This is a genomic window from Candidatus Zixiibacteriota bacterium (assembly GCA_040753875.1).
GTDB lineage: Bacteria > Zixibacteria > MSB-5A5 > GN15 > FEB-12 > DATKJY01.
Genome location: JBFMDV010000024.1, coordinates 36,895 through 49,782, shown reverse-complemented (window position 1 = coordinate 49,782; position 12,888 = coordinate 36,895). Strand labels below are relative to the sequence as shown.

General features: G+C 56.6%; 13 protein-coding genes. 4 read left to right on the top strand and 9 right to left on the bottom strand.

The window, feature by feature from the left end:
• Positions 1-109: 109 nt before the first annotated feature.
• The 4 genes from AB1644_08650 (at position 110) to AB1644_08635 (ending at position 4,752) form a co-directional block, all read left to right on the top strand.
• Positions 110-706: a penicillin-binding protein activator LpoB gene (locus AB1644_08650; protein MEW6051111.1), complete on the top strand. Its 597-nt coding sequence runs from the start codon at positions 110-112 to the stop codon at positions 704-706.
• A gap of 8 nt (positions 707-714) precedes the next feature.
• Positions 715-2,118: a hypothetical protein gene (locus AB1644_08645; GenBank protein MEW6051110.1), complete on the top strand. Its 1,404-nt coding sequence runs from the start codon at positions 715-717 to the stop codon at positions 2,116-2,118.
• Between the two features lie 151 nt (positions 2,119-2,269).
• A complete protein-coding gene (locus tag AB1644_08640) occupies positions 2,270-3,151 on the top strand; it encodes an ABC transporter ATP-binding protein (GenBank protein MEW6051109.1) in 882 nt (293 codons plus the stop codon).
• A complete protein-coding gene (locus AB1644_08635; protein ID MEW6051108.1) occupies positions 3,148-4,752 on the top strand; it encodes a hypothetical protein in 1,605 nt (534 codons plus the stop codon). Before AB1644_08640 ends, AB1644_08635 begins: the two co-directional genes overlap by 4 nt.
• Before the next feature lie 2 nt (positions 4,753-4,754).
• Here AB1644_08635 and AB1644_08630 read toward each other — a convergent pair whose 3' ends face one another.
• The 9 genes from AB1644_08630 to AB1644_08590 all read right to left on the bottom strand — a co-directional run bounded on the left by AB1644_08630 (position 4,755) and on the right by AB1644_08590 (position 12,886).
• Positions 4,755-5,921 (bottom strand): ABC transporter permease, encoded by a 1,167-nt coding sequence (locus tag AB1644_08630; GenBank protein MEW6051107.1) that lies wholly within the window; start codon positions 5,919-5,921, stop codon positions 4,755-4,757.
• Between the two features lie 10 nt (positions 5,922-5,931).
• Positions 5,932-7,089: an FtsX-like permease family protein gene (locus AB1644_08625; GenBank protein MEW6051106.1), complete on the bottom strand. Its 1,158-nt coding sequence runs from the start codon at positions 7,087-7,089 to the stop codon at positions 5,932-5,934.
• Positions 7,086-7,778, bottom strand: a complete 693-nt coding sequence (locus AB1644_08620) for an ABC transporter ATP-binding protein (protein ID MEW6051105.1) — start codon at positions 7,776-7,778, stop codon at positions 7,086-7,088. The genes AB1644_08625 and AB1644_08620 overlap by 4 nt, the downstream gene beginning before the upstream one ends.
• A 16-nt stretch (positions 7,779-7,794) precedes the next feature.
• On the bottom strand, positions 7,795-8,988 hold the full coding sequence (locus AB1644_08615; protein MEW6051104.1) for an efflux RND transporter periplasmic adaptor subunit: 1,194 nt from the start codon (positions 8,986-8,988) through the stop codon (positions 7,795-7,797).
• 157 nt (positions 8,989-9,145) lie between these two features.
• Positions 9,146-9,457: an iron-sulfur cluster assembly protein gene (locus tag AB1644_08610; protein ID MEW6051103.1), complete on the bottom strand. Its 312-nt coding sequence runs from the start codon at positions 9,455-9,457 to the stop codon at positions 9,146-9,148.
• A gap of 13 nt (positions 9,458-9,470) precedes the next feature.
• Positions 9,471-9,950: a Fe-S cluster assembly sulfur transfer protein SufU gene (sufU, locus tag AB1644_08605; GenBank protein MEW6051102.1), complete on the bottom strand. Its 480-nt coding sequence runs from the start codon at positions 9,948-9,950 to the stop codon at positions 9,471-9,473.
• Positions 9,947-11,224 (bottom strand): cysteine desulfurase, encoded by a 1,278-nt coding sequence (locus AB1644_08600; protein MEW6051101.1) that lies wholly within the window; start codon positions 11,222-11,224, stop codon positions 9,947-9,949. Before AB1644_08600 ends, sufU begins: the two co-directional genes overlap by 4 nt.
• A gap of 33 nt (positions 11,225-11,257) precedes the next feature.
• Entirely contained in the window at positions 11,258-11,569 is a 312-nt protein-coding gene (locus AB1644_08595; protein MEW6051100.1) for a non-heme iron oxygenase ferredoxin subunit, read from the bottom strand.
• A 3-nt stretch (positions 11,570-11,572) separates the two neighbouring features.
• Positions 11,573-12,886, bottom strand: a complete 1,314-nt coding sequence (locus AB1644_08590) for a SufD family Fe-S cluster assembly protein (GenBank protein ID MEW6051099.1) — start codon at positions 12,884-12,886, stop codon at positions 11,573-11,575.
• Positions 12,887-12,888 lie beyond the last annotated feature (2 nt).

The window sequence follows — 12,888 nt, the reverse complement described above, 5'->3', positions numbered from 1 at the left end:
CCGGCCGATATAATCTCGTGATGATTACCCTCGGAATTCATGGACCGAACTCCCTGACCGGCCATGGGCGAAAGGTGCGAACAGAATCAAACCATTGTGTGGAGGATACATGAAGAAGGTATTGGGTCTTGCAACAGTCGTCTGTCTGGTGATTTCCTGCAGCAGCTCCAAACAGGTGACACGTCTCGAACCGGAAACGGTCACAGACCTGAGCGGCAACTGGAACGACACCGATTCGCGGATGGTGGCGCAAGAAATGATCACCGACGCGGTCGGCCGCCCTTGGCTGTATGACTTCGTCGCCAAGAACGGCCGCCAGCCGGTGGTGACGGTGGGGACGATCCGCAATCTGTCGAGCGAACATATCGACACCGAAGTGTTCACCAAGGACTTCGAGCGCGAACTGCTCAACTCCGGTAAAGTAAAATTCGTCGCCTCCAAAGAAGAACGGGGTGAGGTACGTGAAGAACGGATGGACCAGGCGGAATCGGCATCGCGCGAGACTATGAAAAAGCTGCGCGAAGAGACGGGCGCCGACTTCCTGTTGTCTGGCTCCGTCAAGTCGGTTGTCGACCAGGAGGAGAAAAACAAGGCCATCTTTTACCAGACGGACCTCCAGCTCATCAACATCGAGACCAACGAAAAAGTCTGGATCGGCAGCAAAGAGATCAAGAAGGGTATTTCGCGCGGCAGCCGGAAGTGGTAGCCGCCGCTGTGCATATGTTTCGGGCTTGGCGCACGATAGGGTTCATTGTCTCGGCGGGACTTCTTGTTCTGTTGGGCTGCTCGTCGCTGGCGACCAAGACCAAGTTCTACGAGCCAATCGCAGCCGAACTGCGCGTCCACAAATACGGCGCAGCCGTGGCGCAGATTGAGACCGCCAGGCAAAACGGCATGTTTGGTGACAAGGACCGGCTCCTGTACTACCTGGACGCCGGTCTCTTGTACCATTACGCCAGTCAATATGACTCAAGCACCGAACGCCTGCATCAGGCGGAGTTGGCTGCGGATGAGTTGTTCACCAAAAGCGTATCGCGGGCAGCGGCATCGTTATTGCTCAACGATAACGTCCTGGAATACGCCGGCGAAGACTACGAGATCCTCTATGCCAACCTCATCAAAGCGCTCAACTACCTGTCAAAGGATCAGTTCGATGATGCCTTTGTCGAAGTTCGCCGCGCGAACGAGAAACTCCAGCTTCTTGAACAGAAATATGCGGATGCTGCTGCCAAATATCAACGCGGCGATACTACCGATACCGTGTCGGCTCGCATCGCCTATGAGATCAAGGAAGTCCGATTCAATAACGATGCCTTTGCGCGGTACCTGAGCATGCATCTGTATGCCGCCGACGGCAAGCTGGATGACGCCCGAATCGACCGAGAGGCGCTGCTCGACGCCTTCCGGACGCAGCCACATATCTATCCGTTCGCGCCTCCGGACGTGCGATACAGTTCGGACAGCGGAGCCCTTCTCAGCATTGTGGCATTGACCGGGCTCAGTCCCGTCAAGGGAGCACTCAATTTGCGACTTCGGACCGATAAGGATCTCGACCTCGTGCAAATCATGTATGATGGACCGGATTCCGCCGACGTCGAATACGGTCATTTACCTGTCGAGGTGTCCGAAGACTATTACTTCAAGTTCTCGATACCGCAACTGAAGGTGCGACCGTCGCAAGTGACTCGGGTCCGAGTGTTCTCCGGTAACGCTGTTCTTGGGGATCTCCAGCTGCTTGAGGATATGAACCTGGTGGCGCAGGAGACATTTGAAGCGAAGAAATCACTCATCTATTTCAAGACAATTGCCCGGTGCCTGGCCAAGGGGCTGACGACACATAAGATGAAGAAGAAGGCGGATACCGGTGGTCTCGGCGGTTGGCTCAAGAAAGCGGCCATCGATGTTGGCACTGAGCTATCCGAAAACGCCGACCTTCGCTCGGCGCAGTTTCTCCCCGGAAGAGTCTATGTGGCTGACTTTGTGGTTCCTACCGGTACCTATGATCTCCATATCCAGTTCCTGGATGAGACTGACCAGGTGATTGGCGAAAGCGACATCACTGGTTGCGAGATCTCAGCTGATGGTCTGAATCTGGTGAACGCGCACTGGCCCAACTGACTACGACCACAGTTGCGATCGGAAAAGATTCTGGTTATACCCGCTCCATTTTAGAAGCGAACCTCGACACCAAACGGCAACAAACCTCCTGCCTCTGTCGTAGATTATCATACCATAGATTTCCAATCCGTGAAAGGGGGCCAGGTGCCTCGTGCTTGAGATCAAACAACTGAGTAAGCGCTACCGAGGGAACGTCTGGGGACTGTGCGAATTCAGTCTTACCGTTCGTCCGGGCGTGCTTGGCCTGCTGGGCCCGAACGGCGCGGGCAAGTCTACGCTCATGCGAATTCTGGCCACCGTTACCAAGCCAACCGAAGGCACGGTCGTTTGGAATGGTATCAACACGATCACTGAACCGGATCAGCTTCGACAGGTACTGGGGTACCTGCCGCAGGATTTCGGTGTCTATCCCAACCTGACTGCACAAGAGTTCCTGGAGTACCTTGCGGCGACCAAAGGACTGCATGGGATTGTGGCCAGGCGTCGAATTGACGAGCTGCTCACTCTGGTCAATCTCCAGGATGTGAGAAAGCGGGCGCTTGGCGGTTTCTCCGGAGGGATGCGTCAGCGTGTAGGGATTGCGTCGGCGCTTCTGAACGATCCAAAGCTTCTCATCGTCGATGAGCCCACCGCCGGACTCGACCCCGAAGAACGGGTCCGTTTTCGGAATCTGCTGAGTGATCTGTCCGGCGAGCGGATTATCATTCTCTCCACTCATATCGTCTCTGATGTTGAATCGATAGCTGGCAACATCGCTCTCATCAATCAAGGGAAGCTGCTTGTCTGCGCTCCGGTCGATCAGCTTCTGGCCACGGTGGACGGCAATCTGTGGGAGATGACCACACATGCAGGAGACCTCCCGGCGCTTCGAAAACAGTTCCTGGTGACGGCAGTCGTCCGTCGCGGGGATTCTCTGCGCATCCGACTGGTGGCCGACAAAGATCCTGGCGACGGAGCGCAACAGGCGACACCGACACTCGAAGATATCTACTTGTGGTATGTCGCTCACGATCGCGCGCGGGCCGGCGCATGAGTACGCTGCCGGTGCTTTTTCATATCGCACGGGCCGACTTTCTCGAACGGGTTCGTCGACCGGGCTTTCTCATCGTGCTCGTGCTCAGCCTGTACGTCGGATACTTGTTTGCACCGGCATCCAACTCCGGCTATGTGACAGTGGCGCTCGGCAATCTGCGTGGCGTGTACAATTCGGCCTGGATTGGCGCCGTCTTCTCGCTCATGAGTTCGACCTTCCTTTCGCTTATCGGGTTCTATCTCGTGCGCAATGCCGTCGCGCGCGATCGCGACACCAGAGTGGCTCAAGTGCTGGCGTCGACCCGCATGACTGGTTTCCAATACTTGTGCGGGAAAATGCTCAGCAATTTCTCAGTCCTGTGTTCTGTCGTATGCGCATTACTGGTCAGCACATTGGTAACACAGCTCATTCGCGCCGAAGATGTTCATCTAAACATCTGGCATCTCGTGGCGCCCTCACTTATCATGGCGCTGCCTTACCTGCTGGTCGTTTCGTCGATCGCCGTGTTGTTTGAAGTGACGCCCGGGCTCCGGGGCGCCGCGGGCAATGTGGCATATTTCTTCCTGTGGAATTTCATACTGGTCCTGGCACTGTTGCCCTCGGGGAATCCGAACGTTTCGTTGGTGCCCATGAATGATCCGCCCGGCATTACTCGCTTGTTTGCCGACATGATACGCAAGGCCACCGATGCAACCGGGGAGACCTTTACGAACATGTCGCTGGGGGTACAGATACTCGACAATACGCGGGGGGAGTCGACTCGCACGTTTGTCTGGAATGGGATGGACTGGACGAGTGGAATAATTCTCGAGCGACTGGTGTGGGTTGTATTGGCGATGGTCATCGTGGTGTGTGCCACGCCCATCTTCCGGCGATTCGAGTCCTTGACGGTCTCTCCACGCGGCCGCGTGAAAAGAGATGAGAGAGAATCTGAAGAACCTGTCGCAATCCCCTCGGTCAATGCGCATGTCAACCTGACTCCATTATTCATTGCGTGCCGGCCGAAATTCCTGTCGCTTCTCCGCGCTGAAGTCCGGCTCGCTCTCAAAGGAGTCGATCGGTGGTGGTATCTGGTGATGGCCGGCCTGATCATCCTGACATTGGTGACGCCAATCTCCGTAGCGCGGCAGTATTTCTATCCACTCGCATGGATCTGGCCGGTAGCCATCTGGTCCTGCCTGGGTACCCGAGAGACCAAGCACCGGACGGAACAGCTCATTTTCTCCGCGCCAGAGTCTCTTGGGTGTCAATTGCCCGCCATGTGGGTGACGGGGGCACTCGTGGCGGCAGCAGCCGGCTGCGGAATGGCCATTCGCTTTATTGTCGCCGGGGAGTTGACCAGTGTCTTTGCGTGGGGCGTGGGGGTGCTGTTTGTTCCCACCCTGGCGCTGGCCGCGGGTGTCTGTACCGGGCGGGCCCTGTTGTTCGAAGCGCTCTACGTAGTACTCTGGTACATCGGCCCCATGAACCAGGTACCGTTTCTGGACTTCATGGGTGCGACACCAACAGTGGCCCCAACCATCTCGCTGGCGTTCGCGCTCATAACGGTGACGTTAGCAGTTGCAGCCGTAGCCGGACGCAAACGTCAGATGTTACTCTGACCTTACCGCGTCTTCAGTGCCTGAACAATGCGCAGTCGTGATGCCCGCACAGCCGGCAGGAAACCACCGAGTAGCCCCATGATCACTGAGAATATCATCGATGACAGGGCGATCCTTGGGGACATGCGGAATGAGAATGCGAGCTCGGCGAACGTATCAAAATTGGTCGTGGAAACCTCGACCAATTGTAGAAGGAATGCGAGCGAAATACCGACCAATCCGCCAACGACGGCAATGAAGAGTGATTCAAATAGAAACGCTCCCAGGATGGAGTTGCGCGAGAACCCCAACGCGCGCAACGTTCCGATCTCTATCGTGCGGTTGGCCACGCCCGCGTACATGGTGATCATGGCGCCGACAATCGCGCCGAGCGAGAATATCACGGAGATAGCGACCCCGAGGATATTGATGAAGGTGGCGAAAGTGGCCGATTGCAGGCGATAGTATTCCTTCTCCGACATCACGTCGACCGTCAGGCGTGAATCATTCTCCAGCCGGTTCTCGATCTCCGACAGCGAGTGACCGGGATCGATAGCAAATGTCAGCGAGGAGAATACCGGACGCTCGAACGCCGCCAGGAACTGGTCGATATCACCCCACAGTTCCGATTCAAATCCGGATCCGCCTGCCTCGAAGAGGCCGACGATCGTCCAGTCGCGCGAGCCAAAGCGCACCGTCTCACCCAGACCGCAACCCTGGAACGTCTCGGCGACTTTCTTTCCGGCGATGATCTCCGAGGTGCCGGGGCGGTACATGCGGCCCTCGACCAGTTTCACTGCCGGCCGAATCTTGAATGAGCCCTCGCCCACACCACGGACAGGGACGTTTGAAATCTCATTGTTCGAGCGTTTTGGCTGGCTGATGAGTACGAGGATCTCGTTGGCAAACAGTGGCGTTCCATCCGCCGCACGCGCGACACCCGCGTCGGTCTTGACGACATCCGCCTGTGCTCGGCTGACAAGTGATACAAGCTCCGTGTTGGCGGCCTTGCGGACGACTATCACGTTGCTGTCCGACCCGGTGGCTACCAGTGTCTTCTCGAGACCGTTCGACAGCATCAATACGGCGCTGAAGACAAAGACCACCAGGCCGATGCCGGACAAAGTCAGAATCGATGTCAGTTTCCGTGCGAAGCTGTTCTTGTAGGAGTAACTCAGAAGCTTGGGCATACTTGTTTCCTCAATCAATCACTCGCAGGCCGTCGACAATTGTCGTTCGCAGCGCCTTGGAGGCTGGGAATATGGCGGCCAGCAGACCGACCACAACTGCCGATCCGCCTGCCAGTATGAACGTCAACGCAGGGAGTGGAAACGCTCCGAAGTAGGCGGAGAGCGCGAGTTTCATCAAGCCAACGATGGGAAAGGTGAGCGCAATGCCCAGGGCACCGCCCAGGACGGCGATGACGAGCGACTCCCCGAAGATGAGGCCCACAATGTGCTTTGGACTGAATCCAAGGGTTTTGAGCACGGCATATTCGCTGATACGTTCACGTGCGGTCATGGCCATCGTGTTTGCCAGCACCAACAGGATAATGCCGATAACCATGACAGAGATAATCTGCATGCCGGCAATGATGGAGCCGGACATGGCCACGAAACTGAGTGCAAAAGCTTCCTCGGTTTGTGTCTTGGTTTCAGCGGGTGAGTTCTTGAATAAGGCGTCAATTTGTTCCGATAATGCCGTTGCCCTGGTGGGATCGTCGATCTGCACGACGAACCAGGCAACCTCTCCGGCGCGTGCCGGCGTCTCCCGGCGCATCCGTTCATCGAGATATTCGTAATGGAACATCCAGGAGTTCTCATCGGTGTTTTCCTTGGCGCCGGTATATATGGCACGGATAACGAAATCCCAGTCGCCGGGGAAAATGTCCCCGACGATACGTACTGCATCGCCGACTTTCCAGCCGAACCGGTCGGCCAGCTTGCGTCCAATCATCGCAGCGTTTCGTTCCTTAAGAAACGCTTCCTTTTGGTCCTCCGGCACCACCCATTCCGGATACATCTTCAGATATGGCTCGGCTTCAATGGCGAATTTCGGAAAGAAGTTTTTGGCATCAATATAAACCCCGCCGAACCATTGAGCGTGCGCCACGGTGTTGACCCCCGGTACCGCCTCGATCTTCGACTGGTAGGCAAGCGGTAACGTGAAAACAATAGACACGTTGTTCATGGTCACCAGGCGGTTGGGTGATGATGCCTCGGCCTGGCTGTACCACGCCTCGATAGCGGTGCGAATGACGGCAAACGCCATCACCGCGATGGCCATGCCGAAGACCGTCAGAACCGTGCGAAGGGTATGACGCCCGGCATTTCTGAATGTCAGTTTGAGAAACTTCACCGGCTGCCGTCTCCGTTAACCAATTCGCCTTTATCGAGACGGCGAATGAGATGCGCTTTCTCTGCTGCCCGGGGATCGTGGGTGACCATCACGATGGTCTTGTTGTATTGACTGTTGAGTTGGCTCAGCAAGGACATGATATCCTCGGCCGATTGTTTGTCGAGATCGCCCGTTGGTTCATCGGCCAAAATGAGATTGGGATCGGTCACCAGGGCACGGGCGATGGCAACTCGCTGTTCCTGGCCGCCCGAAAGCTGGTTCGGATAATGCTTCATGCGGTCTCCGAGACCGACTATGTTCAATGCGGCCTCGACCTGCTTCTTCCGTTCGCTCTTGCTCAGTCTGGTCAGCAAGAGCGGCAGTTCGACATTCTCATATGCGTTCAGAACCGGAATGAGATTATAGAACTGAAAGACAAACCCGATATTGCGGTGACGCCACCGCGCCATCTGGGCGTCGTCAAGCGACGAAAGATCATTCCCCGCAACCTGAATACTTCCTTTCGACACCCGGTCGATCCCCGCTATCAGATTCAACAGTGTGGTTTTCCCAGAACCGGATGGTCCCATCAACGCCAGGAACTCCCCTTCGGGGATCTCGCACGAAATATTCCGCAACACGGGAATCTCCAGGCTGTCTCGCCAATAGGATTTGAAAACCGACTGTACGCGAACAAGAGTTTGTGCCATACTGCATTTTATCCGTCTATTTGGTTATGTCCACTTTCTGTCCGGTCGCCATCTTGCCGGGAGGCGAAAGGACCACCATGTCTCCTTGCGTCAATCCTTCGAGGATCTCAACTGTCTTACCGAACTCGCGGCCAGTCTTCACCGGCACCATGGCGACATGGTCCTCATCAACACGGAACGTCACCGACTGGCCATCGCGGGTCGTAATAGCGTCGCGCAGTACCGACAGCATCGTCGGAGCTTGCGCCGCGGACGCCTCGCCACCGACGAAAAAGTTAACCATGGCAGACATTTCCGGAATCACTTTGTTGTCGATCTGAGTGAAAGCGACTTTGGTGAGCACGGTTGCGCGCGAGCGGTCGGCTGTCGGCACAATCTTCTTGACTTGGGCGGGATAGCGGACCGTGGGATAGGCATCGAGGACGATCTCGGCTGGCTGGCCAACCTGCACACGGTTGATATTGGCCTCGGCGACGTCGGCCTCGACTTCCAATGACGTCATATCTGCGAGAGTTACCACGGATCCCTTCGAGGATGATGACGACGCAAAAGGTGCCACGATCTCACCTACCTCCGCATTCTTTGTCAACACGGTACCACTGAACGGTGCTCGGATGTAGGTGTTTTCGAGATTTACTTCAGCCGCCCTGACCGCTGCGCGGGCTCCGGTGAAAGCGGCAAGAGAGCTCTTATAGCGGGCCTCGGCGTCTTCCATGAGCGCGTCTGTGACCGCGCCTGATTTGAGCAGGTCCGCCTGCCGGCGATAATTTCGCCCGGCGTTCAGCGTGTCAACCTCGGCCTGTCCCAGGGCAGCCTTCGCCTGTTCCAGAGCCGCTTTGATGTCGGCGTTGTCCAGACTTGCGATCACCTGACCGGCAGACACAGTGTCCCCCTCTTCAAAGCCCAAAAAGGCCAGCCGTCCGGTTCCCTTTGATGCCACTTCAGCTTTGCGTTGTGCCACCACGTATCCCGTTGCGACCAGTGACGCCGCGGCCTCCGAGCCGGACACAAGACTCACTACCGCAGTCTTTACTTTTAATGAAGGAGTCACGCGCTCGCGGAATACAATGAACGAAACCACGATTATGACGATAGCCGCCGCCACCGCCAGGTAGCGCCACCATTTGCTCCTCGGACGGTCGTCATCGTACCGTTTGCTCCGGTCTATGCGTAAAGACGATAAATCAGGTTTTGCTTTTTCTTCTTCCATGCCCGATCCAGTAATGTCAAGAATTGTACTTCCCTATAACGAATGACCTGGCGGCAGGTTGCGCAAGTATTCGTTTGGATACTGAAAAAGAAAAACACCAGATGTGATTATCGCGCTGCCCGCGTACTGAACCGGCAATACGGTTAGTGCGGCAAACTTACCAAATTCCCAGCATGTCTTTGGCGAAATCCGAACACATCTCTTTTGGGTCCCACGGTGGGTCCCAGACCAGAAGGACTTCGACCTTGGTGACGCCGTCGAGCTGCTCGACCTCGCGATGAACCATTGACAAGAGCATTTCGCCGTACGGACAGGCCGGCGTGGTGAGTGTCATCTTCACTCTCACGACTCCATCATCTGCGACATCAACATCATACACGAGTCCAAGGTCAATAATGCCGATCCGGATCTCCGGGTCGTGAATCGGCTTGAGAACCTCGATGATCTGTACTTTAGTGGGAACCGGCATGGCGGCCGACCTTCTATTCGGCGTCATCAGTGCTGATGGAAGTAGTAATCTCCGGCTTGCCGGCCTCGTAATTCTTCAGTCCCTCCACCAGCGTGACCCAGGCCAGAAGGGCACATTTGACGCGGACCGGGAAGTTGCGCACCCCTTTGAGAGCATCGATATCACCCAGGTCCCGTGGCAACTCAACCTCTTCGCCTTTGAGCATTTTCTTGACGGCCTCGGCGATAGTCTTCACCTCATCAAACGAGCGCCCCTTGACCACTTCCGCCAGCATCGAGCCCGAAGCGACGGAAATGGCGCAACCCCTGCAATTGACCTGAATGTCCTTGAGAACCCCGTCGTTCATTTCCACCTGCATGGAGATCTCGTCGCCACACGTCGGATTCAAGCCATTGGAACTGATATCCGCATGGTCGACCGGCTTTTTGCCGCGTGGGGAGCGGAAATGGTCCAGAATGATCTCACGATACATGTCGTCGAGGGAATGGCTCATACGCCGAAGTACTTTCTCATGGCTCGCAAGGCTTCGCACAGCACATCGATATCCGCTTCATCATTATATATATACAACGAGGCACGGGCTGTGGCAACTTTTCCGAGAGCCCGCATCAACGGCTGGGCGCAATGATGTCCTGCCCGGATGGCGATCCCGCGGGAATCCAGAAACGTGCTGATATCATGCGGGTGGATATTCGGGTCCGAAAACGATATCGCGCCCCCGCGATTCTCGATCTCCCGAGGGCCCTGGATCTCAATTCCGGGTATCTCAAGCAGTCGTTCGATGGCATACTTGGCCAGGCTCATCTCGTGCCAGCGGATCCGGTCCATACCAATCTCCTCAAGGTAGGACAGCGCGGCATCGAAGGCTACGACACCGCCGATATTCGGTGTGCCGGCTTCGAATCGCCAGGGGAGATCGTTGAACGTTACTCGTTCGAAACTGACCTCGCGGATCATTTCGCCGCCGAAATTAAACGGCGGCATCGTTTCAAGCAGTTCGCGTCGGCCGTACAGGACGCCGACGCCCGTTGGACCGAGCATCTTATGCGCAGAGAATACGTAGAAATCAACGCCGAGGTCCTTCACGTCAACCGGCATATGCGGCGCTGCCTGCGCGCCATCGGCCAATACCGTCACGCCGTGTTGGTGCGCTTTGGCCGCCAGGTCTTTGATGGGATTGATCGTCCCGAGCACGTTGGAGGCGTGGCAGAGAGCAAGCAACTTGGTGCGCGGGGTCAGCAGTTTCTCGAAATCGCTCAAATCCAGATGTCCACACACCGTGATCGGAAGCCGCTTGATGATAGCTTTCTTCCGCTCGGCCAGCATGATCCACGGAACGAAATTCGCGTGATGCTCCATCTCGGTGATGATTATTTCATCCCCCTCGCCGATGTACTTCTCACCCCATGTGTACGCCACGAGATTGATGGACTCGGTCGCTCCCTTGGTCATGATCACTTCTTCGGTCTGAACCCCGCCAATGAATCGAGCCACATGTGCACGGGTCAACTCGAACGCTGCCGTTGCCTGTTCCGCCAGGGTATGCAGGCCGCGATGTATGTTGGCGTTGAGTTTCCGGTAATAGGCAGCGTGGGCATCGATGGCTGCCTGCGGCTTCTGCGCCGTGGCGGCACTGTCCAGATACACGAGTCGATTGCCGTTTATCCGCTCCCGGAGGATCGGGAAATCGGCTTTGATCTTCTCTATATCCAGTCCGGTCGACTGCGTCACTGCCGCCACCGGCTTATTATTGGTTTCAGCTTTCATAGTACCCGGTCATGCTAATCAGTTCTTCACCGGTCAGTCAAGGAAGATGAACACGTCGTTCCCTTCAACCTTGACGTCGTAAGTATCAATGGGCGCAACTGCCGGAGGGGCGGTCACCGCACCGGTCCGCAAATCGAACCGCGCGCCGTGTCGCGTGCACATGATCTCCGTGCCGCGAATTCTCCCGCCGGAAAACGGCGCGCCATCATGGCTGCATTCGTCCGCTATCGCGAAAAAACCGTCTGCCGTATGCACGATCACAAAGCGCGTGAACTCAACCTCAAACGGTCGGATTGTCCCTTCCGGTATCTCCTGGACATCTGCCACTCTCACGAATCGCCCCATGAATCAGAGATTCTCCAGGCGCTGTGCGACAAAATCGGTGATCCGCTCGCGCAGGTCATCCGGCACCAGGCGGAAGGTGGAGGCGACAAAGCCCGACACCACCATCCGCACTGCCTCGGTCTTGTCGATTCCGCGGCTGTTCAGATAAAACAACTGCATCGGGTCGATCGGTCCGACCGTGGCACCGTGCGTACAGGTGACCTCTTCGTTCAAGATCTCAAGCTCGGGGATCGACTCCGCTCGCGTCCCCGGATTGAGCAACATATTGCGGTTCTCTTGATACGCCTCACACACTTCGGCATTGTGTTCGATGCGAATGAGACCCGTGTATGCCGAGATTGCCTTGTCCCTCAGTACCACCTTGAAATCGATATTTGATTTGGTTCGACCCGAGGCGTGGTGGTGCAGCGTGTGATTGTCGAACTGTTGATGGTCCGAGCCGAACAGCAGGCCGTACATGGTGCTCTCAGCGCCGGGGCCATCCAGTATAACGCCGAAATTCTGTTTGCAGAGATTAGCGCCGAATACCAGTGCCATCGTCAGCATGGTGGCGCCGCGGTCCAGCCGGGCGCGGTGCGTCAGATACGAGTTCATGGCCGAGGTCTGTCGCTGCAGCGAGACGTATCGCGTGCGACTGTCGGTACCGCCAAAAATCTCGACAGCGCCATTCGAATGGCTTGCGCCCGCGGCGCGGTCGGTCGCACCGCCGCCGTATTCATCGATCAACGTCAACTCGGCGCTTTGGCCGACCACCACGAGCAGCCGGGGGAACTGGGCCGAACGTTCTCGGCCTGCCTCGCGGAGCAGGTGGATTGGTTTCTCCAGCGAACAGTTGTCGGGTACGTGGATGAATATCCCGTCGTTCCACAGTGCGCCGTTCATGGCTTCAAACTTGCCGGTGTTCGCATTGACCAGGCGGTACAGGTACGGTTCGACCAGCGCCGCGTGTTGTTCGACTGCAGTCGACAGCGGCAAGACGATGATCCCGCGCTTGCTTAAATAGTCCTGACCATGAACGGTGATTGTGCGGCCGCCGAGGTCCGTCACCAGCGCCGCGATATGCCCGTCGTTCAGATGTCGCAGCTCCAGTCGTTCGACGGCGTCATAGTTTTCGCCAAACGACGTGTCCGCCATCTGGGCCTTCTCATATAGGAATCGGCTCGGATCCGTGTAGCGCCACAAATGAAGCCCGCGCGGGGGGAGAGGGGAGCCATTGAACGATTCTCTGGCTTCGCTGCGTTTCCGTTGCAGCCAGACCGGTCCTCGCGCCAGTTCGGGGGACATGTCCGGTATACGATAATCTGTCGCAGCACTCATGG